This window comes from Bacillus sp. cl96, assembly GCF_900100505.1.
GTDB lineage: Bacteria > Bacillota > Bacilli > Bacillales > Bacillaceae_G > Bacillus_A > Bacillus_A cereus.
This window is the reverse complement of sequence record NZ_FNDM01000004.1, coordinates 230,923-252,726: the sequence shown is the minus strand read 5'-3', so window position 1 is coordinate 252,726 and position 21,804 is coordinate 230,923. Positions and strand designations below refer to the sequence as shown.

Genomic DNA, 21,804 nt, shown 5'->3' with positions numbered 1-21,804 from the left:
AAATATGATAATATATTTATATAAAAGTTTAAATTTACGTGGCTAGTGGGGGAACCAATATGAAAATGAATGAAATAGTAGCAAGTACACAATTTCCAAATACAATCGAAACAATAACAAAAGATTTAAAAGCATTAGGAGTCGAAAAAGGAATGACAATTATCGTTCATTCATCACTAAGTTCTATCGGGTGGATATCTGGTGGTGCCGTTGCTGTAGTAGAAGCATTAATGAAAGTTGTTACGGAAGAAGGAACGATAATAATGCCAACGCAATCTTCGGATTTGTCCGATCCGAAACATTGGTCAAGACCACCTGTACCGGAAGACTGGTGGCAAATTATCCGAGATAACGTCCCAGCATTTGATTCACGTATAACCCCAACAAGGGGAATGGGTGAAATAGTTGAATGTTTTCGTACATATCCGAATGTAGTACGTAGTAATCATCCGTTAGGAAGTTTTGCTGCATGGGGAAAACATGCAGTAGAAATAACAATGAACCATTCGTTATCAATGAGCTTTGGAGAAGAATCTCCATTAAGAAAAATATATGATTTAGACGGGTACGTATTATTAATTGGTGTTGGATATGATTCCAATACGTCTGTTCATTTATCCGAGGTGCGTTCTGGTGCATGTGAGTTAATACAAGTAGGAGCACCTATTATAGAAAACGGTGAAAGAGTGTGGAAAGAGTTTGTTGAAATGGATTACGAATCTGAGAAGTTTGTAGAAATTGGTGTGGAGTTTGAGCGAAAAGGAACTGTAAAAAATGGGAAGATAGGGAATGCAACGTGTCGTCTAATGAAACAGCGTGATATAGTTGACTTTGGAACAGAATGGTTTCGTAAGAAAAATTAGTAAGGGATGGTTACAATGAAGGGGAAAAAGGTATTAATTACGAGCGGTGGTTGTCTAGAAAAATGGGATCAAGTACGCGGGCATACGAATATGGCCAAAGGTACAATCGGAAGGATAATCGCAGAAGAACTTCTAGCTAAAGGGGCACATGTTATATATTTACACGGTTATTTTGCGGAGAAACCGAGTGATGTACATAGAGGGTTAGAATTACATCCATTTGAAGGAATCGTTGATTTACAAGATAAAATGAAAAGTATCATATCACATGAAAAGATTGATGCAGTCATTATGGCAGCGGCTGGATCAGATTGGATTGTAGAGAAAATTTGTGATCAAGATGGTAATGTTCTTAATATGAACGGAAAAATTTCAAGTGATATAGCACCGATTATTCACTTTCAAAAGGCTCCAAAGGTATTAAAACAAATAAAAGAATGGGACCCAGAAACAGTACTTGTTGGTTTTAAACTTGAAAGTGATTTAAATGAAGAAGAACTGTTTGAAAGAGCAAAAAATAGAATGAAAGAAGCAAGGGCGAATGTAATGATTGCGAATTCACCACATTCTTTATATTCGCGCGGGGCTGTGCATTATGTAATTGGACAGGATGGTAAAGGGAAGTTGTGTAATGGGAAAGATGAAACAGCGAAAGAAATTGTCAAAAGCTTAGAGGTATTATGTAATCGTGTCACTGCTTTTTAAAATTAAGTTTTTAGATGAGAATGAATCCGCATAGTAATAAGTAAGCGAAACTTTAATTGGTGGGAATTTTACTTTTACACGAATGTGAAGCGTATACCAATCAAGAGCTATACACAGAATAATTGGTGAGGAGTGGATTCTATGGAACATTTATTAAAGCAAGCTATTAAACTTAGAAATGAAAAGAAATATGCGCAGTCTAAAGAGATGCTTATAGGATTAACAAACTTTACAAAGGATGCAGAAGTACTGTATCAGTGTGCGTGGATACATGATGTAATGGGGCTAGAAACAGAAGCAGTTCCGTATTATGAGCAGGCAATCGCAAATGGACTTGATGGCGAATCGCTTTGCGGTGCTTATATTGGTTTAGGAAGTACATATCGTTGTATAGGGGAATATGAAAAGGCAATTACAGTATTAGAAGCTGGGGTGAAAAAATTTCCAGAGAACGCTCCGATGAAAGTATTTTTATCATTAGCAAAATATAACGTAAACGATCACGAATCAGCGATGAAATTATTACTTGAAACTGTCGTGAAAGTAGAGGAAGTAAAAGAATTTGAACGTGCCATTTCATTTTATAAAGACCATTTAAATGAGGTTTTTAAATAAAGGAGTGAACGTATGAAGGTTACACTATCACGAAGGCGAAAAGGTATTTGGATTGGACTCGTCTCTTTAATTATGCTATCAAACTATTTATTGTATGCCCTTCCAATTGTACCAGTTGCGCCGAAAGAAGTTGTGCTTGGATCATTATTAGATTGCATGTTTGTCATTCCAATCATCACGTATTTCTTCATTATTCGAAAAAGATACTCGTTAACATATATAGTTCCTGTTGTAATAGCTGGTTATATTTTTGCAAGATTTATTATTCCAAGTGATTATTTACAAGCTTTTTCATTCATCTCTTATATTATTGTTGCGGCTGAAATTGCATTTGTAGGTCTAGAATTATTCCTTCTCTATAAAATTGTTAGAGTGCTTCCTAAAATAATAAAAAAATATAAAGAATATAGAAGAGAAAATTATTCCTTTTCTTATGCAATTGATGCAGCGTTTGACGCTACTATGAAAAGAGGTAAGTTAATAGATGTCATTCTAACAGAGTGTAAGTTAATCTATTATGCGTTTTTATCGTGGCGTGAAAAAGTACCAACAGGTAAATCTGTATACTCATATCATAAAAAGACTGGTGCTATAGGTGTGTATATCATGATTATTCACGCAACAGCAATTGAAAGCATTGGTTTTCATTATTTACTACATCAGTGGAATCCAGTAATAGCATGGATTTTACTTATTTTAAATGTATACGCGATGATTTATTTTATAGCTGAAATACAAGCGATGCGCAAAAATCCACTTGTCGTAACAGAAGAACAAGTAATCATTCAAATCGGATTAGGAAAGAAAATTGTTATGCCATTTACACAAATTGATAATATTGCGTTCTACAAGGGTGAATTGCTAACGGAAAAAGAAGGGAAGCAGGTATTGGATGCAACTGTTATGGAGTTCATAAAAGAACCTGCTACTTTTGAAATAACATTAAAAGAGCCAGTGAAAGCGCAGTTGTTATACGGCTTTTCTAAAACAGTAAGTCGTGTTTACTTAAATGTTGATGAAGAACGAAAATTTTATGATGCGGTTAAGGAAAAGTTAAAACATGAGTAATAGTACTGTTAGTTGCATGAAAACAAATGAGTTTCCGTTAGAAGTGAAAAAATATGAAACATGGATAGTGAAAAACTCTTTCTAAATAAGAAGGAGTTTTTATTATGTACTTGTATAAATCATTATATAAAAAACTATACACTTCTTTATCACTACATAAATAGATATAATTGAGGATAGAACTAGCATAAGGGGAAACAAAATAATGAATAAGTTACTTACATCGAAAATTGAAATTATAGAAAGAAAAATCCGGTATAACTCAACAATAGTAGATCACAATTGCTTATTACTTGAAAAGCAATCACAAAGTATCGTTTTATTTCACGAGGTGCAGTATTCATTTACAATGACTGCAAATGATACTAAGTTAACAATCCCAAAAGGGAGTTATACAATCGCATATTACTGGAGAGATCGTCCGTACAATTTATACGTATGGAGAGATATAAAAGGAAAGTATTTAGGTTCCTATTTTAATATCGTAAAAAACACACAAATAAAAGATGAAGTGGTTTCCTTTGAAGATTTAATCATCGATATTATGGTACTTCCAAATGGAGAATACTTCATATTGGATGAGGATGAATTACCAGAACCATTAGGAAATTTCGAAGGTGGTTATGTGAAGAAAGCTCTTTATGGATTAAAAGAAATCATTCAAAAAGAGCTGCCACCAATAGTTTTGGAGACAGCCAGGGTGCAGAGGAAATAAAATTTAATTACATAAATATTTTGAATGGGAATGAGTAGTCTCAAGTTATATGATCTAACTTTTTTGAAAAATCTAAGGTTAGTAGCATATCTCTTGAGATTACTCTTTTTTTGTAGAAATTTCGTCGCTTAGTTATTAAATCGATTTTAAATTTATGAAATAATATTGACTGAATCAAGTTCAGTCGTTTATGATTGAATCAGATTCAGTCGTGGTGAAAACATTGTAGGAGATGACGTATGAAAAGAATATCAAAAGAACCAGATGTAAGACGCCAAGAGTTAATGGATATTGGTTTTGAACTATATATGAAAAATGGTATGAAAGGATTTGGCATAAAAGATGTTGTGAATCATGCAGGTGTAGCAACGGGCTTATTTTATTATTACTTCAAGTCTAAAGAGAATTTTGTTGATGAAGTTTTAAATGACTGTATTGTGAAAAATATGGAGTTAATTGAAGAAATACTTGTTTCAAATGAACGGTCTGTCATGCAAAAGATGAAAGATTCACTAGATATATTTTGGACATTTATTGAAAAGTTAGCACCCTATAAAAATGTGAGTTCGTTTCAGACGGAACAACATTTTCAACTGGAACAGAAATTATTCGCACGTATGCAACCGTTAATTAGACAAGTAATTGAAGAGGGAATAAACATAGGGGTTTTTTATATTGATAACTCATTATTAGCTTCTGGGTTTATTCTATACGGTCTTAGCAGTATTGCTCATTCAGAAGTAAAGTTGAATCTAGATACAAAACATGAAATGGTTAATTTAGTATTAACTACACTACGATACAATGAAAAGGAAGGAGAAAGTTTATGAAAATTATTATCGATGGAAATAATATCTCACAAGAGCAACTTATAAAATGGAAAAGAGAACGGATAAAAAAAGTATTATATACATTAGGACATAAAGAGCTTGAAATAAATGATACAGACGTCATGATAAAACAGCTAACGGAAATAAAGTTGCGATATACATACAATGAAATGTACGAAAAGTTGAAATCAAAACTTAGATTAAGTGCATTAGGTATGCGTATCTGCACTCTTTTATCTGGTGATAGACGAAAATTTTCAAAAACTAGTATTTATTTAGACGGGATTACAGCAGAAGTAGCTATACATGGAATTGATAGTTTGATGCTTGAACAATCACGTGAAAATAACAAAGTGAATTTATCTGCTTGTCCTGATCACTATGTACTAAGACCCTTTGGGGAAAATGAATTAGAGGTTATCGAAACTACTGGTAATTCTCCGTTTCCAGTTCAATTTTTCATTGTTTTTGGTGACGAAACCGGATTGAAAACACCGAGAGATAAATCTTATCAATACCAATCAACAGGTGTTGCACGTATGAAAGATGGTACTACTATTGGTGGAGTTCGACATCAATTTAAAGATACTGATACAGGGATAGAAGTAAGTCTAGTTGTTGAGTTCCCAGTCCTTTGTCCTAATAGTCTAATTAAATCCCATCAAATGCATTTAGCGTGTGAGTTTTCTTATTGGTTACAGTGGATTAAAGATCAGAAAAAATAGTAAGTAAACGTCGTTTAAATAAACAAAAGTAAAATGTTCAAACAAATCATATGTATGTTTTAATAAAACCTAGTTGACTTATCGGAAATATTTGTATAATATGTACTTAATTCCATAACGTATTGCTGATTGGAGAAACCAAAGGCATTTTATCAACAGATAAAATGCCTTTGGTTTTTTTATTGCACAAATACTGAATCTGTTCATTTATATGAATCATTTTAAGGAGGGGAAGAAATGACTGTTTCAATTGATGGGGTATCAAAATATTTTTTGAAACAAACTGGTACGGTTCAAGTGCTAGAGAATATTAATTTTCAATTAGAGGAAGGGGATTTTGTTACAGTAATTGGTCCGAGTGGGTGCGGAAAAAGTACATTACTAAAAATTGTTGCAGGTCTAGATAATGATTTTGAAGGTGAAGTTGTTATTGACGGGGAGCCTATCTTAAAAACGAGCAAGAAACAAGGTTTTATTTTTCAAGAACATAGGCTTTTTCCATGGTTAACAGTTGAAGAAAATATAGCGGCAGATTTGTCGTTAAAAGATAAGTATGTGAAAGATAAGGTGAGAGAATGGGTTGAAATCGTTCGGTTAGATGGCTTTGAAAAATCGTATCCGAAAGAAATTTCAGGCGGGATGTCACAACGTGTTGCGATAGCGAGAGCGTTATTAAGAGATCCAAATGTATTATTACTTGATGAACCTTTTGGAGCGCTGGATGCTTTTACTCGAAGTCATTTACAAGAAGTATTGCTAAATATTTGGGAGCAGAAGAAAACAACAATGATATTCGTTACACATGATATAGACGAAGCGATATATCTTTCAAACCGAATCATCATTATGAGTGCAAAACCAGGGAAAATACATAAAGTGATTGAAAATAATTTGCCTTATCCGCGAAATAAAACTTCTCAATCGTTCCAACAACTTCGAACGAAAGTATTACAGCAGTTTGAATATGGAGGGTTGATTCAAACAAGTATATAGGAAAAGGGTGATTTTATATGTATAAAAAATTTAAAATTCTTTCTTTTGCTTTAGCTATATCAGTATGTTTATTAGGATGTGAAAAAAGTACAGCAAGTAGTAAGAAAGAAGATGTAACAATACAAATTGGTATACAGCAAGGGTTAAGCCCGCTATTACTAGCAAAGAAAAAGGGGTGGTTTGAAGAGGAGTTTAAAAAAGAAGGAGTTAAAGTGAAATGGACAGAGTTCCAAAGTGGACCTCCTTATTTTGAAGCAATCGCATCAAACCGATTAGACTTTGGTGAAGTAGGGAATTCTCCAGTCATTTCAGCGCAAGCAGCAGGTATTGGATTTACCGAAATCGCCAATACAAGTTATGCGAGAAAAGGAACTGGAATTCTCGTTCAAAAAGATAGCAAGATTGCGAGTGTAAAAGAGTTAAAAGGTAAAAAAATTGCGGTAGCAAAAGGAAGTAGTGCCTTTAATTTATTGTATCGAGCACTTGATAAAGAAGGGATTGATGCAAAAGAGGTAAATGTCATTCAATTACAACCAGATGAAGCGCAGCCTGCATTCGAATCAGGATCAGTAGATGCATGGGCGATTTGGGACCCTTTCATATCATTACATACGTTAAATAAAGGTGCGAAGGTGATTGCAGACGGTGAAACATTAAATGTCTCTTCACCAGAATTTTTAATTACGAGAACAAAATTTGCGAAAGAACATCCAGAATTAGTTGAGAAATTCCTCAAAGTTTATGAGAAAGCACGTGTATGGCAAGATGCTAACTTAGATGAAGCAATAAAAGTATATACTTCTGTAAAAAAGATAGATGCGGAGATCGTAAAAGAAGTGTTTAATCACGACAAACCAATTTTAGTTCCGGTAACGAAGGAAATAATAGCAGAACAACAAAAGACAGCGGATTTTCAATATAAGCTCGGTTCTATAAAGAAAGAAATTAAGGCGGAAAAAGTTGTAGATAATTCTTTCGTAGAAAAAGCATTGAAAGCGAAGTGAAAAGAGGTTTTGTAAAGTGGAAAATACGAAAGCTGTTATGAAACCAGCGAGTATAACGATTGAGAAAAACAGAGTTAAGAATGTGCGAAAGTTAAATGTAAAAGTTTTAGTAAGGGCGATTACTATACCGGTTATTATATTAATAATTTGGCAGTTAGCTGGCGTATTCGGCCTTGTTTCTAAAACAGTTTTACCAACACCATTAGATATTTTTCTAGCTTTCCAAGAGCTTATTAAAACAGGAGAGTTATTCGGCCATTTAAGTATTAGTGTATTCAGGGCTGCGGCTGGTTTCTTTATTGGTGGGGGCTTAGGAATCATTTTAGGAACGATTGTTGGATTTTCAACGAGAAGTGAGCAATATTTAGATCCGTCTGTGCAAATGTTAAGAACTGTACCTCATCTAGCTGTTGCGCCACTTTTCGTATTATGGTTCGGTTTTGGTGAAACATCGAAAGTGTTATTAATTGCAGATGGTGCATTTTTTCCTTTATACGTAAACGCATTTTTAGGTATTAGAGGTGTGGATTCAAAGTTATTTGATGTTGCGAGAGTGTTAGAGTTTAGCAAAAGAAAACTAATTACGAAACTCATTTTACCATCTGCATTGCCTAACCTTTTACTAGGAGCAAGGTTATCGTTAGGTGTTGCATGGGTGAGTTTAGTAGTAGCAGAACTTATGGGATCTACAGAAGGTATTGGTTATATGATTATGGATGCAAGGCAATTTTCAAATACAGATATCGTATTTGTCGGCATAATTATCTTTGCATTTGTTGGGAAGTTTTCTGACTCTCTAGTACGTTTACTAGAAGCGAAGTTTTTAAGATGGCGAGATAATTTTAAAGGTGAGACTGGGAATTAACATATAAATTATTAGGGGTAATTTATATAGAATGTGTTAGTATACGATTCAAAATAAATAAGGGGTGTGTAAAGGCATGGAATTATTATGGTTTATTCCGGCTTATGGAGATGGTCGATATTTAGGAACGACAAAACGAGGAAGAGCAGCTGAATATGGTTATTATAAGCAAGTTGCTGCGGCAGCTGATTATTTAGGATATACGGGTGTTTTACTTCCAACTGGTCAAGGATGTGAAGACCCTTGGGTGTTAGCTTCAGCTCTTGCTGCTGAAACAGAAAAATTAAAATTTTTAGTAGCAGTGAGACCAGGACTAATGTCCCCTACAGTTGCAGCGAGGATGGCATCTACATTTGATAGAATTTCAGATGGGAGACTGCTTATTAATGTAGTAGCTGGAGGAGATCCAGTTGAACTACAAGGAGATGGATTATATCTTGATCATGATGAAAGGTATGAAGCAGCGGATGAATTTTTAAAAGTTTGGAAATCGACATTGCAAGGTGAAACGATCTCTTTAGAAGGAAAACATATTCAAGTTACAGATAGTAAAGTTGTATTCCCACCAGTTCAAACGCCATATCCTCCTATATATTTCGGAGGATCATCAGCTGCTGGAAAAGAAGTAGCAGCTGAACATAGTAATGTATATTTAACGTGGGGAGAGCCGCCAGAGCAAGTAAAAGAAAAAGTAGAAGAAGTAAGAAAACTTGCAGAAGAGAAGGGGCGTACAGTCCGATTTGGCATTAGATTACACGTAATTGTAAGAGAGACAGAAGAAGAAGCATGGGAAGAGGCCGAACGTTTAATTCAATATGTGGATAATGAAACAATTGAGCTTGCTCAAAAGACATTTGCAAGATATGATTCGGTTGGTCAAAAACGGATGACACATTTAAATAAAGGTACGAGAGAGTCGTTAGAGATAAGCCCTAATTTATGGGCTGGAATTGGACTTGTAAGAGGTGGGGCAGGTACTGCACTTGTAGGCGATCCGCATACAGTAGCAGAAAGGATAAAAGAATATGAATCGTTAGGAATTGATACGTTTGTTTTATCAGGATATCCGCATTTAGAAGAAGCGTATGAAGTGGCAGAATTGTTATTCCCATTATTGAAAGACAAGAAGAAAGAAGAAAATAAAATTGTTGGTGAAATGATTGCTGATGCATATGCATTAAAAAAATAGTGAGAAATAAAGTTTCACTTATTTATTGCTTCATTTTGTTTACTGCCTGTTAATAGGGTATAAAAAATCCGCAAGTTATTCGCTTGCGGGTTTTCATCGTAAATTATTAGAAAATATGGTAAAATCAAAGGGTAACTTAAGGTGCGGTTGGTTGTTCAATTATCACTTCTCCAAGTAGGAGGGGGGTGATAATACGTGAGTGAAATAGCGTTGCTACTGCAGGGTGGACTGTTTCTCGTTGCATTGTTAACGTTCGTCGTCGTTTTAATAGACAAGCTCAAAAAATAACAACCCACCTATGCCTATAGAATGTGGGTTGTTTTGTTTGTAAGAAACAAATAGGATAAATGAACAATCCAATCTGCTAAGTTACGTGGACTAGTGTGTAGCCGCACACTAGTCTTTTTTATTTATATACAATTTATAATTGGTTTATGTGATTGTATTGTTCTTTTCATACTCATTATAACACAGTGTCTTTTCATCAAGAAAGGAGACCGTATGTTCTGGTATCTATTATATAGTAGGTGCTTTTTCTTTGAACAGCCCATCCATATACTGTTTTAAACTTTGGACATAAAATTTCTGTGTATTCACATTATTTACACCGACAATGGGTGATGGAAGGTCAAATCTTTTTTCTGATAAATGAACGACAACATCAAAGATGTCAAACAAACGAATGAAGCAAAACAGACCGTCTTTATCGCTAAGTAAAATAAAGTAATGATTTTCACTACTTGTATTTAACGTATTCCATAAAGAACTTTTGCTTAAATCACGTACAATACTTTTTTCTTTTAGTTCCACGAAATCTGCATTTGAGAGAATGGTAGAAATATCAATCGCATCTTGATCTTCAAAGTAGCCATCAACTGCTTGTACAGCGAATGTATAAGCCATTTTTAATATACTCATTTTATATTTACGGTTATCTAATAGTAATTCCCGTTGAATAGAACTCGCTACTTTCGTTACACGTTCCTCTTTCCAAATTTCATTATGTAAGGAAATATCGTGCTTTTTACATAGTTTCATAATTAATGCATTAGAATAAAGAATTTCGTCGCTTACTTCGACAACATCAGTCTCAGCAGCCGCAAGTTCCTCACCGTGCTCATTCGTATAGAGTGGGGAATCAATTTGTCTTTTCATTTGTTCAATCTTAAATTGACTCAATTTATGCCTAATTAAAGGACGATCAATATTTGTTGTCATTTGTTCATGACAAGTATCACAAATTGAGTTTGTGAAATAATATCCACATAATATTTCTGGAATGACATATTGTTCACTAAGTTCTTTCGTATCTTTTCTGCATATGATGCATTGTGTCATTTTTATCACCTTTACCTGCAAATTTGTATGTAATCTCATTGTAGTGTATTTATCGGTATTTTGGAATATTGTAAAGGAAAATATTATGTGAAATTCATACTTATTTTGGTACAATGAAGAGAAGTGCTAGTTTAAAGGAGGCCGTTTTTTTGAAATCAAAAGTGCACTTTTGGACATTAGAAGTGCTAATGGTTGTAGGAATCATATTTATTTGCACAAAAATATCATTTTTATTTCAACCGATTGGTATCTTCATATCAACATTATTTTTCCCAATCTTAATCGCGCTTTTTTTATACTTCATATTTAATCCTGTATTAATCTTTTTGGAGAATAAAAAAGTACCTAGAAATTTAGCGATATTGCTGTTATATCTTTTTATCATAACATTAACTGCGGTTGGCGTTGGAGTAGTTGTTCCTACGATTTCACAACAGCTAATGGACTTAGTAAAAAATATGCCAGGCTACATAAAAGAGGGAAAAGTATACATACAAGAATTATCACATCATAGGTTGTTTGAATGGTTATCTACACAAAACTACGTTTCCATTGAAACAATTGAAAAAAATGCGATTGAATACTTAAAAGATATACCAAATACAATTACGTCGAGTGCAACGGCTTTATTTGGTATTATCACGAACGTTGCATTAGTTGTATTTACTGTACCGTTCATTTTATTTTACATGTTTAAAGATGGACATGCCTTTCCAGGAAAAGCGGTAAGTTTATTACCAGAGTCTTACCGTGAAGAGGGGCTTCGTATCATTAAGGAAACGAACGAAACATTATCTGCATATATTCAAGGGCAAGCGCTCGTTTGTATATTTGTAGGTGCGTTTACTTTTATCGGTTATTTAATTATCGATTTACCGTACGCTTTCGTTTTAGGAATTATCGCAGCATTTACAAACATCATTCCTAACTTAGGTCCATTTATCGGGGCAGCACCAGCTGTTATTGTAGGACTGTTCGTATCTCCGATGCAAGCCTTATACGTAATTATTATCGTAACAATTGTACAACAGTTTGAAAGTAATATTATTTCACCACGTATTATGAGCTCGAAATTAAATATTCATCCACTAACAATTATTATTTTAATTTTAGGGGTAGGTAACTTTGCGGGAATTATCGGAATGATTTTAGCAGTACCAGTTTATGCAGTAACAAAAACAGTTGTTTCGAACTTAGTGAGATTGTTTAAGACGAAGAGAAGTAACCGAAAATAGTAAAAACTGAGGAAGATACACCGCTTTTTAAGTGGTGTATCTCTTTTGTTTATAAATAATTAAAAGTGGGTTGATTTGATTTTATTATATATTTTTTATACATCAAATTCAGTGATAAACTTGTGTGGTATAAGCTCTATAAAACTATGTGGAATCCCTCTGAACTATCCAAATCATTTCCTTACAGCGTGCTATCAACATCATAATCGACTCCTTTCAATTCCATATAGTTAAACGATTAAAGGTGAGTGTAGTATTTGCTTCTACGATCTCGAATTTCATTAATAACTTGTTTATATTGTCTTTCTTGTTTTAATTCATTTTGAGATATTGTTTCTTTTTGAATCGTAATCGTTAAAAAGAAAAGGTGAAACTTCATATGTGAATTCCTCCTTTCGAATTGGAATTACAGATGACTACAGTAATGACTTTGTCTTTCTTTTACAGAATTCATAGCCTGATTAATTTGACGTTCATGAAGCATTTCAGACTCAGAAAATTTATTTTTTTGAATGGTAATGGTTAAAAAGAATACTTTAAATTTCATAAAATAATTGCCCCTTTATAAGTGATTTAGAAAAAACGAGTGTAATAAGAAATTACAGGTGACTACAGTAATGACTTTGTCTTTCTTTTACAGAATCCATAGCCTGATTAATTTGTCGCTCATGAAGCATTTCAGACTCGGAAAATTTATTTTTTTGAATGGTAATGGTTAAAAAGAATACTTTAAATTTCATAAAATAATTACCCCTTTATAAGTGATTTAGAAAAGACGAGTGTAATAAGAAGATTGGCGCTCTTTTACTTCGTCCATAATGTTTTGAATGTGTTGTTCACGTAAAATCTCTTTCTGTGAAAGCTTACGTTTTTGAATGGTGATTGTTAAAAAGAATGCTTTAAATTTCATGAATATATTACCCCTTTAAAATATATTTTTAATACATTTGAGTGTAGTATGAACTTTTAATGTCAGTTATTTTATCAGTCAGTTGTTTTAACTGTTGTTTACGATTGATTTCAGTTTCAGATAAAGTATGTTTTTGAAGTACAGTCGTAAAAAAGAAAATATGAAAAGTCATAAATGAATTCCTCCTTTCGAAAAGGAATTACAGGTGATCACAGTAAAGTGCTTGGCGCTCCTTAACATCATTCATAGCTTTTTCAATTTGCTCATTATGAAGAATTTCATCTTTGGAAATTGTATTTCTTTGAATCGTAATACTTAAAAACAATACGCTAATAGTCATTGAATGTTGCTCCTTTCTTAGAAAAATAATGTAAGAGACTAAAAAATCGCGCAAAAAAACCACAGGAAGATACAGTTCTCCTATGGCTGGGCGTGAAAAAGCCACAGGAAAGTATACGACCTCCTGTGGCGAATTTATGAATTAAATGAAATAAAGTACGATTTTCAATTCTCCATTAGGGTGGTCGAATTCATATTTAATTGTCCAGAAAACACAGGTGCAGTTAACGCTAAAGTTAATGCATGTAATTGTAATTTCATCATTTCCTTCGACCTCCTTTTAGAATTTTTTTCTTACGTTAGTAAGTATATACAATTAATGGATAATTGTAAACATAAAAAATGAAAATTTTTAATTTTGATTAAAATGCGTATATTTAAAAAGGGATTTGAAAGTAAATATTGTAATTAACGAAATATCGATAAAAATGGGGGATGCTAAATGAAATATATGCATCATAACATGATCGTTATGCTAACAATTTTTTTATTCATTGCGGCTTGTTCTAACGGAGAAAGAATAAAAGATATATATGATGTTAGGTCAGATGATTTTAAGAAATATACTGGGACATACGTTGGTAATAATTCAGATGTGGTTGCAATTGTTAATCATTTACCCGGTGGTGGAACAGTTCAAAGTATAAGTTTAGAAAAGTTTGGCGGGAAAATAATAATCATGCTATATGAAAACTTCTCATTTGAGAAGTTTTTTTATTTTTATAGGTAAGCAAAACAAGTTGTTGAAGGGCAGGCTATCATAGAATATGATACATATTATAATGAGGAAAAGTTGAGGGGATAAAAATGCGTACAATTTTACTTTTTCTAAACAACATGTCCATCGATAAAATAGAGAACATTAGACATAAACATGATCCTTTAGTTGGATTAATTCCACCGCATATAACAATCGTATTCCCATTTGAAAGTTCGATTTCAAATGATGAGCTGAAATTACATATTATAAATGTATCAAAACCGATACAGAATATAGAAATTGAATTTACGAATCAAATTACAAGTGAAAGAGAATATTTGTTTTTACGAGTTGAAAAGGGGAAAGAACAAATAGAGGAACTACATAATATTCTATATACAGGACCTTTATTACAATTTTTGAAAGAAGACATTCCGTACATCCCGCATGTAACAGTCGGAAGAAAAGAAAGTGCCGAATTAGCTGCTGAAGTAGTGAAGGAGATTCCTAGTTTTCATGGGAAGTTAAATTGTTTGATTGATAGAATAAGCGTGGAGCGAATTGGAGAGAACGGGGAATCAATTATTGAATTTGAAGTGCCATTTCTAAAAAGCTGACAAAAGTCAGCTTTTTATTTCGTAGCATGAAGTAATGCACCAATTGCACCGCTATTACCACCATCTTGTAAAAAGATTGGTGTTTTATTTTGATATTCGGTGTAGCTACTAATAATATGTTGAAGTTGTACGTTATTACATAAAGTCGAACCAATATAAATAATATGTTCAATGTTTTTTGTTTCAGCGAATTGAAGGCTTAATGCAGTAACGACTTCACCGACAAGTCCTTGTACAGTAGCTAGTATATCGGAGCTACTATTATTTGATTCTGTAATGGCTGCTTTTCCGAAGTTACTAGCAGTTAAGTTATTATCGATAGGGGAAAGAATACCACCATAAATATCTCCAACCGTAATATCTAGTTCTTTTCTAGATCCTACTTTTGTTAGAGGTATTATATCTTCAAAATGATCTATATTTGTTAACAATTTTGAGAGTCCCATAATAGTCCCACCGCCAACTCCGGTTCCACCAGCGCGAATATATTGTTCATTATAAACATAATGGATAGAAGTACCTGTACCGATATTGGTTAAAATAAAATTGTTTATAGTATGTTGTTCTTCTTTTAATATGAATTGGACACCTGCAAGAGTAGCTTCAAATTCGCTTAGCTCTATTATTTTATATGAACCTGTAAGCAGTTGCTGTAATAGTTTCGATTTACCACCCGTAATACATATTTGTTTTATGCCATTGTTGTTTTTAATCCAATCTATTATTTTATGTTGTTCATGCGAATAAAATTTTTCAAAAGTTAATAGCTTTTTTTTGTTAAAATAAGCTATTTTCGTTAATGTGCCTCCAGCATCGATACCGATAGTACGTTCCATTTTCCTGCTCCTAACTACGTAATATATTTTCCTATTTACTTAATTGGTTGAGAATAGATATTTCCAACTGATATAAGGAACACTTTAATCTGCTTGATATATTAATAGTTTTTCTATAGTTACAATAGGCTGGTCGTTTACAGTTGCAATACCTTTACCAAGAACAAAACCTCGGCGATTGCGCGTTAGCTCATAATGTAAATCAAGTTTATCACCGGAATATGCTTTTCCGTGGAATTCAATTCCATCTAAAGAGGAGAGGAATCCTAGTCCTTCAGAATCACTTGTATGTACAAATGCACTAAGCTGAGCAAGTGCTTCTACAATTAACATATGAGGCATATGTTTGTGACTATCATTTATAAACCATTCGTTATTTGTAATGAGTTTATATCCTGTAACGAATTCATCTTGTTTTACATTTGTTACTTTATCAATCATTAAAAATGGATAACGATGGGGAAGTGTGTCTTTAATATGCATATGAAAGTACCTCCAATTAATAATACCCCTGCTAAAGTTAAGCAGGGGAGTCGGAATTAATTTTTAACTAATTCATTTACTTTTTCAAGAACGAAAATGCCGCTATTTCTAATGTTTTCAACAACTTGTTGCAACACTTCTTTATCTTGAACGAGTGCAATACGTACGAAGCCTTCTCCGTGAGGTCCAAATGCATGACCAGGTGTAACAACGACATTCGCACGATCCATTAATGCATAAGCGAAGTCTAGAGAAGTCCACCCTTGTGGAATTTCTGCCCAGACAAACATACTACCAGCTGGCTTATCGACATTCCAGCCAAATGTTCGGAATCCATCGACTAAAGTATCTCTCCGTTCTTGATAAATATTGCGGTTTTTCTCACAAAATGCAGCGCCATTTCTTAGTGCTGCAGATGCCGCTTTTTGAATTGGTAAAAATACACCGTAATCGGTATTAGATTTAAATTGAGTAAGTGCACGAACAATTTCTTCGTTTCCAATCATATATCCAATACGGCTACCCGCTAAACTATAACTTTTTGACAAAGAATTGATTTCTACACCAACTTCTTTAGCACCAGGTACAGAGAGGAAGCTAATTGGCTTATTACCATCGAAATAAAATTCAGCATAAGCAAAATCATGGACAACGATAATATTATGCTTTTTCGCGAATGCGATTACTTCTTTAAAGAAATCTTCATGAGCCATTGCTGGAACGGGATTCCCTGGGAAGTTTAAAATCATCATCTTTGCTTGATCGGCAATTTCTTTAGGGATGACTTCTAAGTCTGGTAAGAAATCATTCTCTTTCTTTAAAGGCATGTAGTAAGATGTTGCACCAGCCATTTGAATACCTGTTTCATAAGCTGTATATCCTGGATCAGGAACTAATATAATATCACCTGGATTTGCATAAACCATAGGTAAATGAACGAGCCCGTCTTGTGAACCCATTAATAATAAAACTTCTTTATCCGCATTTAATAAAACGTTATGAGTGTTGTTGTAATATTCAGTTACAGCTTCGTGAAATTCTTGAATACCTGATAATGTATACCCGTAGCTCTCTTTCTCACTCGCTGTATGTACCATTGTTTCTCTTACAAAATCAGCGGGCGGCATATCAGGATTTCCGATGCTCAAATCAATCATGTTATGACCTGCTGCAATTTTTTCTTTTTTATAGGCTCCTAATTCACTAAATATAGAAGATTGGAATGCTTTCATTCTAGTTGCTAACGTGTAAGTCATCAAAACCCCTCCTAAAACAGTGCTTTCATTCTGCGTTTTTAATTATTCTGAAAACACATGTTTATATTTTATCATTTTTTTATGAAAATTAAAACGATTGACAAATTTAGAGGAAGGATTAGCCTATTTTGAAAAGTATCGATGTAAATAGCGTAGATGTGTTAATTGAAATGTCTATTATAGGATTCATTTTATATAACTTAAGGTATTTTCTAGTTTTTATTAAGTATATTTCTCATGTTTTGAATGAAAAAGAATACGAAAACAAGGGCTATTTTTGTGGCCGATTTCTAAAGTGAAATAACGCAGAAAATATTTTCTGCGTCTCCTCTGAAATGTAATCATTTCTTTTTATATGTGCATAATTTTTCGGCTGTCAAAAAGTATACATTTAATGTACCGTCGGCAACTTTTAAAGTTTGGTCCGATGTAAATGAATTACCATAATCAATGTGATATACATTAGAATTTTTGACAAATGAGCCTTTATATAAATCGTCTTTATTCTTTGTTGTCTGCATTTCTACTAAATTTTGCACAATTTCCTCTTTATTTTCTTTTTTGACAACTGTTTCAAATTTATAATATACAGGGCATTCACCTTTTTTATTGTCAACGACTTCCCAAGAACCGTATATATCGTTATTGCTGCATCCACTAAGTAGGATGATTAGTATAGGAATTGTAAGTAGAACCTTTTTCATTTTGTGCTCCTTTCTTTTAAATTTGAATAAACGTGCGAATACGATAGGGATATTATAATAAATAAAGTTTAAATTTTTTTAAAGAATTATTTAATTTCATATAAAAATTTAAGAGAAATTAAATAAGCATGAATCTAGTGTAAAGTCAGATTCATGCTAGTACTATAGCCTATGTTATGTCTTTTTTGAGGATAAATAAAGAGGAAAGCAGAATCACTATTCCATTTAATATATATACGCTTGCGATCATAAAGGCTAACGTACCTGCGCCAAATCCTGCTTTATCGAATATAGAAGCAAATGTTGCGATAGTCAAAAAAATAATGGGAGTCAGTAGTAAAAATATGAAACCTGCCACGATTCTTTTTTTAAAACTATGTCCAGATGAGGAAATGGCTAAAAAGTTTAGGATGCTAAACAGAGCAATTGCAAAGAGCAGGACAATAAATACTTCGATGCCATCAGACATTTTACCACTCCTTTTATAAAGAGTACTTTTTATAATCTATTCGAAATAAAAGGGGGATACTCCTTTAGGTAATTTCAATAAACGTAATAAATAGGCGTATTATAAAACAAAGAAGTATGGATTCAATATTAGACCCATACTTCTTTGTTTATTTTATAAATTTGCAGATTGCGAATGCTGTTTTTCATAATGTTTCTGCTTAGAAAGGGAAATAGAAATAATCAATAATGAAACGACTCCAAAGATGAGAACCATATATTGTAACCCAATTGTATCTAAGAAGAAGCCTGTGCCAAGTAAGACGATTTGGAACATAACCCTCTCAAACATATTACGGAATGAGAAGAGGCGACCGTGATAACTTTTTTCCACTTTCGTTTGGAAAATCGTCGACATAATAGGGAAGAAGCAGCCAACACTAAACCCAAACAAACCAAATGATGTAAGAGCCATCCATTTTATATCGCTAAAGAACAATGACAGATGTGCAAAAGCAGTACAAACTGCGAAGAAATATAGTAATTTTTCAGGTTTGAAATGATCAGATAGACGTTTAATTACGAAGGCACCTAACATAAATGCGACACCTTCAATTGTATATATGAACCCTTTAATCGTAGGATCATGTTGCATTTCGCTAATGTTAATAACCATTAAATTAAACCCAGCTATAAATAATAGAGGGATGATACTTAATATAAGTGCTGTAAAAGCAATAGGAATTCCTTTTAAAATACGAAATACTTCCATAAAGCTATTATCTTTTGCAGCTTGTTTACTTGGTGTTGTTGATTTCTTGTCTTCGAATTGTAGGAAGAAAGTCGAGAGGAATAATAAGGCGTATGCTGCCATTGAGAAGGCATACATGTACTGTAAACTCATCACAACTAAAAGAATTCCACCTAGTGAAGTACCTGCAATACGAGCAATTGTACCAACATTCATATGTACACCGTTCATTTGTAATAACTCATGCTCACGTACGATGAGTGGAATTACAGATTGTAATGCAGGGAAATAAAATGCTGCTGAAATTTGAAGAGCAACCATAAATGCAATCATAAATGCGATACTTTCAAATTGAATAGCAAAAAACATGAAAATAACACTTAAAACTCGACCAAACCCAGCGTAAAGAAGAACTTTTTTCTTTTCATACTGATCGATGACACGGCCAGCCATAGGTCCAACTAGAACACCGGCTAATAGTCCGATAAATAATATAACTGATTTCATGAAATCAGAAGGGACATATTTTTGCATAAATTCAAGGTTCCCAAGAATACCAAGCCATAATCCTAGACCTGCAATAAACTCCCCAATTAAAACAATCCAAACGTTTTTATTACGCCACATAACATTAAAACCTCTCCGTCTTTTAAAATGAAAAACTCGTATATAAAACCTCCTTATTTATGTAGTGTTTTTATACGAACTTTTTTAGAGTCAGAGTCTATATTACGTGTTTCATAAGTGGATTTCAATCTTTTTGATTTGTCAAAAATTTGATGTGTTAAGTGCTGAAATAAGTGAATCAAAACGTAAAAATTTTATGATTAAAGCTAATAGAAAGTAAGAATATATATAAAAGCAAGAACGTATAACTACGCCTCGCTTTTCTCAAGTACAAAATTAAATATTAGATTCACTTAGCAACATTTTTGCTCTTTTCCAATAGCTAAAGCGCTAAAAGATAGAGGACCAACAACTTCTGCACTAGCACCACTAGTAAGGTTTTCTACAGTTAATGAATATTCGTGTGTTCCACTGCTAACGTTTTGATCTATAGCTTGAAATGTTTGTACGTAAAATTGTTCAGAATCTGTAGATTCAATACCTACTTGTGCATTAAAAACTTCAATATTATCACGGAAAATTCGGAATAAAACTTGTGAAGTCCCAGTTATTCCTTCTACACCAATTGTAGCGATTAATTCTACTCGATTATTACGTGAATCTCTACTTGAAATTCTCAATTTCAAATTTGTTAAAATTGCTTTATTTGGAGAAGAGGGGATTGCAAAAGTTGTTTCACCAGTTTTACTAATAGGTTGAGTAGCTTGGTAATCAATGATATGAGTCATATTCTTAACTATTTTCATATACTAGAATATAAAAATAGTTAAGAATTAGCTTGGACAAATACTAGATTATTTAATAGAGTCAACAACAATTATTGAAAAGAAGAAATTCACATAAAAGCATCAAGAATATATCAAAATAAGATGATATTTTTCTTAATGCTTTTTGTAATTAAGCAGAATATTCTTCTTTACGTACTTCAAAAAATTCATTACGTCGTAAGTAATTATAAATTTTCTCGGAAACTTCTTCTTCTTCAGACACTAAGAAACGATGATCAAAAGCATAGAATGATTGACCTTTAATTAATTTCACATAGTACATTTTAAACACCTCCTTTGACAGGATTATTAGTTGTCCCATATTATGATGGCCTATTTGTCTGCTAAAAATACTTCGAGTTTCAAAGGGGGGAAAGAGCTTACAATTCTGTAAGGTTTATGTCACCTTTTTCGATAGTTTGTATTTACCAATTTCTTCTATACTACAAATAGTTATATAAAATAAGGGGGTAAAAAGATGGATGAAATAATTGGAGAAGTTGTAGCTGGTATTTATGAGTTTGTAGTGGAAGTAACAGCGGATGCTATAGGAAGTTTAGTTTCCGGAAATGATGAGGAAAAAGAAACATTATAATAATTTGTAAAAGTATAAAGTTGATCGAATTATAAAGGCTGATTTCTAAAGGGAATTCAGCTTTTTTATTTTTTACATTATATTAACTTAATTTGAATATTCGTTTGTTATCATATTTAAGAAGCCTATATAAGGAGGTGAATAAACAAATATGTCGAATTCAGGGCTTGATTTATCTGTTTCTCGTTTGATTGTGGTAAATATAGAGGAAAAAGAATATCATTTTATTGTTCGTGAACATCCGATTGTAGGGAAATTTATATCGCTATTTGAAAATGGAAAAGAATATGGTTTAATAGATAAACAAATCGCTAATAAAGATAAATTTATTACATCGGAGCTTACTAAGTTAGATTATTTTAATATAGATGTTTTATATCTTACACCTGGGTGGATATGGATTGGTATGGATCAATTTGGTTTACATGCTCGTGAGGCTACTTATAACGAAGTAGATGTTATTATGAAGTTGAAAGAGGATTTATATTATATAGATATATACGAAGAAATAAAAATGTAGTAAATATTTAGTCAGGTTAGGGGGAAAGTTCCCGTAGCCTTTTTTGTTTAATGCAATAACGTGTAATCATATTATTTTGATTATAAGGAAACGTGATGAGAAGTGAG

30 protein-coding genes and 1 pseudogene are annotated in these 21,804 nt (G+C 33.0%); 16 read left to right on the top strand and 15 right to left on the bottom strand.

Annotated features, from left to right (window positions below; translation table 11 throughout):
- Window positions 1-59 precede the first annotated feature (59 nt).
- The 12 genes from BLT20_RS11580 (at window position 60) to BLT20_RS31025 (ending at window position 9,860) form a co-directional block, all read left to right on the top strand.
- A complete protein-coding gene (locus BLT20_RS11580; RefSeq protein ID WP_000783346.1) occupies window positions 60-863 on the top strand; it encodes an AAC(3) family N-acetyltransferase in 804 nt (267 codons plus the stop codon).
- A 15-nt stretch (window positions 864-878) separates the two neighbouring features.
- Complete coding sequence (locus BLT20_RS11575) at window positions 879-1,568, top strand: phosphopantothenoylcysteine decarboxylase domain-containing protein (RefSeq protein WP_000676725.1); 690 nt, start codon at window positions 879-881, stop codon at window positions 1,566-1,568.
- Between the two features lie 141 nt (window positions 1,569-1,709).
- Complete coding sequence (locus tag BLT20_RS11570; protein WP_000400636.1) at window positions 1,710-2,183, top strand: tetratricopeptide repeat protein; 474 nt, start codon at window positions 1,710-1,712, stop codon at window positions 2,181-2,183.
- 12 nt (window positions 2,184-2,195) lie between these two features.
- Window positions 2,196-3,251 carry a hypothetical protein gene (locus tag BLT20_RS11565; RefSeq protein WP_000869232.1) on the top strand — a complete coding sequence of 352 codons (1,056 nt, stop codon included), beginning with the start codon at window positions 2,196-2,198 and terminating at the stop codon, window positions 3,249-3,251.
- A gap of 205 nt (window positions 3,252-3,456) precedes the next feature.
- On the top strand, window positions 3,457-3,966 hold the full coding sequence (locus tag BLT20_RS11560) for a ribonuclease FAU-1 family protein (RefSeq protein ID WP_001037884.1): 510 nt from the start codon (window positions 3,457-3,459) through the stop codon (window positions 3,964-3,966).
- Between the two features lie 239 nt (window positions 3,967-4,205).
- On the top strand, window positions 4,206-4,796 hold the full coding sequence (locus tag BLT20_RS11555) for a TetR/AcrR family transcriptional regulator (protein WP_000822618.1): 591 nt from the start codon (window positions 4,206-4,208) through the stop codon (window positions 4,794-4,796).
- Window positions 4,793-5,521 (top strand): hypothetical protein, encoded by a 729-nt coding sequence (locus BLT20_RS11550; RefSeq protein WP_000691337.1) that lies wholly within the window; start codon window positions 4,793-4,795, stop codon window positions 5,519-5,521. Before BLT20_RS11555 ends, BLT20_RS11550 begins: the two co-directional genes overlap by 4 nt.
- Before the next feature lie 237 nt (window positions 5,522-5,758).
- The gene (locus BLT20_RS11545; RefSeq protein WP_000218576.1) at window positions 5,759-6,514 is read left to right on the top strand and encodes an ABC transporter ATP-binding protein; all 756 of its coding nucleotides are present in this window, start codon (window positions 5,759-5,761) and stop codon (window positions 6,512-6,514) included.
- 17 nt (window positions 6,515-6,531) lie between these two features.
- Entirely contained in the window at window positions 6,532-7,518 is a 987-nt protein-coding gene (locus tag BLT20_RS11540) for an aliphatic sulfonate ABC transporter substrate-binding protein (RefSeq protein ID WP_000276909.1), read from the top strand.
- Window positions 7,519-7,534: 16 nt separating this feature from the next.
- On the top strand, window positions 7,535-8,383 hold the full coding sequence (locus tag BLT20_RS11535) for an ABC transporter permease (protein WP_000432128.1): 849 nt from the start codon (window positions 7,535-7,537) through the stop codon (window positions 8,381-8,383).
- A gap of 76 nt (window positions 8,384-8,459) precedes the next feature.
- A complete protein-coding gene (gene ssuD, locus BLT20_RS11530; RefSeq protein ID WP_000422246.1) occupies window positions 8,460-9,572 on the top strand; it encodes an FMNH2-dependent alkanesulfonate monooxygenase in 1,113 nt (370 codons plus the stop codon).
- A 210-nt stretch (window positions 9,573-9,782) separates the two neighbouring features.
- Window positions 9,783-9,860 carry a putative holin-like toxin gene (locus tag BLT20_RS31025; RefSeq protein WP_098546627.1) on the top strand — a complete coding sequence of 26 codons (78 nt, stop codon included), beginning with the start codon at window positions 9,783-9,785 and terminating at the stop codon, window positions 9,858-9,860.
- A 228-nt stretch (window positions 9,861-10,088) separates the two neighbouring features.
- Here the strand turns inward: BLT20_RS31025 and BLT20_RS11520 are convergent, their stop codons facing one another.
- On the bottom strand, window positions 10,089-10,910 hold the full coding sequence (locus BLT20_RS11520) for an HNH endonuclease (RefSeq protein ID WP_000189709.1): 822 nt from the start codon (window positions 10,908-10,910) through the stop codon (window positions 10,089-10,091).
- 149 nt (window positions 10,911-11,059) lie between these two features.
- On the opposite strand from BLT20_RS11520, the gene BLT20_RS11515 reads away from it, so the two are divergent.
- A complete protein-coding gene (locus BLT20_RS11515; protein ID WP_000837892.1) occupies window positions 11,060-12,145 on the top strand; it encodes an AI-2E family transporter in 1,086 nt (361 codons plus the stop codon).
- A gap of 238 nt (window positions 12,146-12,383) precedes the next feature.
- Here BLT20_RS11515 and BLT20_RS11510 read toward each other — a convergent pair whose 3' ends face one another.
- Genes BLT20_RS11510 through BLT20_RS11485 form a run of 6 tightly spaced genes read right to left on the bottom strand, consistent with a single transcriptional unit; the run spans window position 12,384 to window position 13,395 of the window.
- Entirely contained in the window at window positions 12,384-12,524 is a 141-nt protein-coding gene (locus BLT20_RS11510) for a YrzI family small protein (RefSeq protein ID WP_000668498.1), read from the bottom strand.
- A gap of 27 nt (window positions 12,525-12,551) precedes the next feature.
- Window positions 12,552-12,692 carry a YrzI family small protein gene (locus BLT20_RS11505; RefSeq protein ID WP_000669806.1) on the bottom strand — a complete coding sequence of 47 codons (141 nt, stop codon included), beginning with the start codon at window positions 12,690-12,692 and terminating at the stop codon, window positions 12,552-12,554.
- A gap of 52 nt (window positions 12,693-12,744) precedes the next feature.
- Entirely contained in the window at window positions 12,745-12,885 is a 141-nt protein-coding gene (locus tag BLT20_RS11500; protein WP_000669805.1) for a YrzI family small protein, read from the bottom strand.
- Between the two features lie 26 nt (window positions 12,886-12,911).
- A complete protein-coding gene (locus BLT20_RS11495; RefSeq protein WP_000668963.1) occupies window positions 12,912-13,055 on the bottom strand; it encodes a YrzI family small protein in 144 nt (47 codons plus the stop codon).
- A 28-nt stretch (window positions 13,056-13,083) separates the two neighbouring features.
- Window positions 13,084-13,227, bottom strand: coding sequence for a YrzI family small protein (locus tag BLT20_RS11490; RefSeq protein ID WP_000142712.1), 144 nt, complete (start codon window positions 13,225-13,227; stop codon window positions 13,084-13,086).
- Window positions 13,228-13,254: 27 nt separating this feature from the next.
- Entirely contained in the window at window positions 13,255-13,395 is a 141-nt protein-coding gene (locus BLT20_RS11485; RefSeq protein ID WP_000156193.1) for a YrzI family small protein, read from the bottom strand.
- Window positions 13,396-13,836: 441 nt separating this feature from the next.
- Here BLT20_RS11485 and BLT20_RS11475 point away from each other — a divergent pair.
- Together BLT20_RS11475 and BLT20_RS11470 are read left to right on the top strand one after the other, a co-directional pair.
- A pseudogene (locus tag BLT20_RS11475) lies at window positions 13,837-14,067 on the top strand (DUF4825 domain-containing protein); the annotation flags it as partial.
- A gap of 134 nt (window positions 14,068-14,201) precedes the next feature.
- Entirely contained in the window at window positions 14,202-14,711 is a 510-nt protein-coding gene (locus BLT20_RS11470) for a 2'-5' RNA ligase family protein (RefSeq protein ID WP_001259210.1), read from the top strand.
- 14 nt (window positions 14,712-14,725) lie between these two features.
- Here BLT20_RS11470 and coaW read toward each other — a convergent pair whose 3' ends face one another.
- The 8 genes from coaW to BLT20_RS11430 all read right to left on the bottom strand — a co-directional run bounded on the left by coaW (window position 14,726) and on the right by BLT20_RS11430 (window position 20,865).
- On the bottom strand, window positions 14,726-15,547 hold the full coding sequence (coaW, locus tag BLT20_RS11465; protein WP_000442501.1) for a type II pantothenate kinase: 822 nt from the start codon (window positions 15,545-15,547) through the stop codon (window positions 14,726-14,728).
- A gap of 84 nt (window positions 15,548-15,631) precedes the next feature.
- Complete coding sequence (locus BLT20_RS11460) at window positions 15,632-16,030, bottom strand: 3-hydroxyacyl-ACP dehydratase FabZ family protein (protein ID WP_000547648.1); 399 nt, start codon at window positions 16,028-16,030, stop codon at window positions 15,632-15,634.
- 56 nt (window positions 16,031-16,086) lie between these two features.
- Complete coding sequence (locus tag BLT20_RS11455; protein ID WP_000222701.1) at window positions 16,087-17,286, bottom strand: LL-diaminopimelate aminotransferase; 1,200 nt, start codon at window positions 17,284-17,286, stop codon at window positions 16,087-16,089.
- A gap of 341 nt (window positions 17,287-17,627) precedes the next feature.
- Window positions 17,628-17,990 carry a hypothetical protein gene (locus BLT20_RS11450; RefSeq protein WP_000757017.1) on the bottom strand — a complete coding sequence of 121 codons (363 nt, stop codon included), beginning with the start codon at window positions 17,988-17,990 and terminating at the stop codon, window positions 17,628-17,630.
- A gap of 169 nt (window positions 17,991-18,159) precedes the next feature.
- Window positions 18,160-18,459 carry a hypothetical protein gene (locus BLT20_RS30165; RefSeq protein WP_001279468.1) on the bottom strand — a complete coding sequence of 100 codons (300 nt, stop codon included), beginning with the start codon at window positions 18,457-18,459 and terminating at the stop codon, window positions 18,160-18,162.
- A 153-nt stretch (window positions 18,460-18,612) separates the two neighbouring features.
- On the bottom strand, window positions 18,613-19,815 hold the full coding sequence (locus tag BLT20_RS11440; RefSeq protein ID WP_000269261.1) for an MFS transporter: 1,203 nt from the start codon (window positions 19,813-19,815) through the stop codon (window positions 18,613-18,615).
- A 293-nt stretch (window positions 19,816-20,108) separates the two neighbouring features.
- Window positions 20,109-20,543 carry an exosporium protein ExsC gene (gene exsC / locus BLT20_RS11435; RefSeq protein WP_000148809.1) on the bottom strand — a complete coding sequence of 145 codons (435 nt, stop codon included), beginning with the start codon at window positions 20,541-20,543 and terminating at the stop codon, window positions 20,109-20,111.
- Window positions 20,544-20,712: 169 nt separating this feature from the next.
- The gene (locus tag BLT20_RS11430; protein WP_000291905.1) at window positions 20,713-20,865 is read right to left on the bottom strand and encodes a YqbF domain-containing protein; all 153 of its coding nucleotides are present in this window, start codon (window positions 20,863-20,865) and stop codon (window positions 20,713-20,715) included.
- Between the two features lie 463 nt (window positions 20,866-21,328).
- Here BLT20_RS11430 and BLT20_RS11420 point away from each other — a divergent pair, with 463 nt between their 5' ends.
- A complete protein-coding gene (locus BLT20_RS11420) occupies window positions 21,329-21,697 on the top strand; it encodes a hypothetical protein (protein ID WP_000071475.1) in 369 nt (122 codons plus the stop codon).
- The last annotated feature ends 107 nt before the right edge of the window (window positions 21,698-21,804 follow it).

Excerpts from the sequence above, each read along its gene's own strand:
- BLT20_RS11580 (WP_000783346.1), top strand. The coding sequence starts at position 60 with ATGAAAATGAATGAAATAGTAGCAAGTACACAATTTCCAAATACAATC.
- BLT20_RS11575 (WP_000676725.1), top strand. The coding sequence starts at position 879 with ATGAAGGGGAAAAAGGTATTAATTACGAGCGGTGGTTGTCTAGAAAAA.
- BLT20_RS11570 (WP_000400636.1), top strand. The coding sequence starts at position 1,710 with ATGGAACATTTATTAAAGCAAGCTATTAAACTTAGAAATGAAAAGAAA.
- BLT20_RS11565 (WP_000869232.1), top strand. The coding sequence starts at position 2,196 with ATGAAGGTTACACTATCACGAAGGCGAAAAGGTATTTGGATTGGACTC.
- BLT20_RS11560 (WP_001037884.1), top strand. The coding sequence starts at position 3,457 with ATGAATAAGTTACTTACATCGAAAATTGAAATTATAGAAAGAAAAATC.
- BLT20_RS11555 (WP_000822618.1), top strand. The coding sequence starts at position 4,206 with ATGAAAAGAATATCAAAAGAACCAGATGTAAGACGCCAAGAGTTAATG.
- BLT20_RS11550 (WP_000691337.1), top strand. The coding sequence starts at position 4,793 with ATGAAAATTATTATCGATGGAAATAATATCTCACAAGAGCAACTTATA.
- BLT20_RS11545 (WP_000218576.1), top strand. The coding sequence starts at position 5,759 with ATGACTGTTTCAATTGATGGGGTATCAAAATATTTTTTGAAACAAACT.
- BLT20_RS11540 (WP_000276909.1), top strand. The coding sequence starts at position 6,532 with ATGTATAAAAAATTTAAAATTCTTTCTTTTGCTTTAGCTATATCAGTA.
- ssuD (WP_000422246.1), top strand. The coding sequence starts at position 8,460 with ATGGAATTATTATGGTTTATTCCGGCTTATGGAGATGGTCGATATTTA.
- BLT20_RS11520 (WP_000189709.1), bottom strand. The coding sequence starts at position 10,910 with ATGACACAATGCATCATATGCAGAAAAGATACGAAAGAACTTAGTGAA.
- BLT20_RS11510 (WP_000668498.1), bottom strand. The coding sequence starts at position 12,524 with ATGAAGTTTCACCTTTTCTTTTTAACGATTACGATTCAAAAAGAAACA.
- BLT20_RS11505 (WP_000669806.1), bottom strand. The coding sequence starts at position 12,692 with ATGAAATTTAAAGTATTCTTTTTAACCATTACCATTCAAAAAAATAAA.
- BLT20_RS11500 (WP_000669805.1), bottom strand. The coding sequence starts at position 12,885 with ATGAAATTTAAAGTATTCTTTTTAACCATTACCATTCAAAAAAATAAA.
- BLT20_RS11495 (WP_000668963.1), bottom strand. The coding sequence starts at position 13,055 with ATGAAATTTAAAGCATTCTTTTTAACAATCACCATTCAAAAACGTAAG.
- BLT20_RS11490 (WP_000142712.1), bottom strand. The coding sequence starts at position 13,227 with ATGACTTTTCATATTTTCTTTTTTACGACTGTACTTCAAAAACATACT.
- BLT20_RS11485 (WP_000156193.1), bottom strand. The coding sequence starts at position 13,395 with ATGACTATTAGCGTATTGTTTTTAAGTATTACGATTCAAAGAAATACA.
- BLT20_RS11470 (WP_001259210.1), top strand. The coding sequence starts at position 14,202 with ATGCGTACAATTTTACTTTTTCTAAACAACATGTCCATCGATAAAATA.
- coaW (WP_000442501.1), bottom strand. The coding sequence starts at position 15,547 with ATGGAACGTACTATCGGTATCGATGCTGGAGGCACATTAACGAAAATA.
- BLT20_RS11460 (WP_000547648.1), bottom strand. The coding sequence starts at position 16,030 with ATGCATATTAAAGACACACTTCCCCATCGTTATCCATTTTTAATGATT.
- BLT20_RS11455 (WP_000222701.1), bottom strand. The coding sequence starts at position 17,286 with ATGACTTACACGTTAGCAACTAGAATGAAAGCATTCCAATCTTCTATA.
- BLT20_RS11450 (WP_000757017.1), bottom strand. The coding sequence starts at position 17,990 with ATGAAAAAGGTTCTACTTACAATTCCTATACTAATCATCCTACTTAGT.
- BLT20_RS30165 (WP_001279468.1), bottom strand. The coding sequence starts at position 18,459 with ATGTCTGATGGCATCGAAGTATTTATTGTCCTGCTCTTTGCAATTGCT.
- BLT20_RS11440 (WP_000269261.1), bottom strand. The coding sequence starts at position 19,815 with ATGTGGCGTAATAAAAACGTTTGGATTGTTTTAATTGGGGAGTTTATT.
- exsC (WP_000148809.1), bottom strand. The coding sequence starts at position 20,543 with ATGACTCATATCATTGATTACCAAGCTACTCAACCTATTAGTAAAACT.
- BLT20_RS11430 (WP_000291905.1), bottom strand. The coding sequence starts at position 20,865 with ATGTACTATGTGAAATTAATTAAAGGTCAATCATTCTATGCTTTTGAT.
- BLT20_RS11420 (WP_000071475.1), top strand. The coding sequence starts at position 21,329 with ATGTCGAATTCAGGGCTTGATTTATCTGTTTCTCGTTTGATTGTGGTA.